At 39.4% G+C, this 653-nt stretch carries 1 protein-coding gene; it reads right to left on the bottom strand.

The features are described 5' to 3' along the window. The coding region (locus tag L4D76_RS28895; RefSeq protein WP_428444212.1) for a polysaccharide deacetylase family protein at positions 1-653 on the bottom strand (653 nt) is incomplete at both ends.

Genomic DNA, 653 nt, shown 5'->3' with positions numbered 1-653 from the left:
GACGTGTCAATTGCGGATGATCCCAGGAATGGTTGCCGATTTCATTTCCTTGTTCAGTCATCTTTTGCAGCACCTCTGGATAGTGTTGCACGCGGCTTCCAAGCACAAAAAAGGTAGCATGTGCATCATACTTGTTTAGGGCTTCCAGGATAGACATAGTATGACTTGGATGTGGCCCGTCATCGAACGTTAAGGCGATTACCTTTTGTGAAGGGTCAATCCATTCATTTTTCACTGGGAGCTTGGCGACGACATGTTTCGGTTGCCATTCCTTTACACGATCCTGATTTAAATCTTTACTTTGATATGAATCTAGCAAACTATTTTTGAAAAGTTCTTTATTAATAGCGATGGTATGAGTCTTAGATGAGTCTCCATCCTCATCAGTCTTTACATAGAATACAAGCGTATTTTTCAGCACTGAAAAAGAATCAAAGTTGGCTGCTTTTAGTTGGTTTTTCTTCTTAATAAGACTTTTCGAAATGCCTTCTTCTTTACTCTCGGCTAACTCTTCATAAACAATGTCAGATAAAACGGATAAATAATCAGTATCCGTGGCAAAAATGTCTTCTATAGAGAGTTTTTTCTGAGATGGAATATCATAAGTGAAGATCCGGGATCCGGACTGCTTCTTTCCTCCTACTTGTTCATAT

Origin of the sequence: Photobacterium sagamiensis (genome assembly GCF_050337085.1) — a bacterium.
Classification (GTDB): Bacteria; Pseudomonadota; Gammaproteobacteria; order Enterobacterales; family Vibrionaceae; genus Photobacterium; species Photobacterium sagamiensis.
Note: the sequence above shows the minus strand (reverse complement) of the source record. Positions and strands in the feature narration are given on the sequence as shown.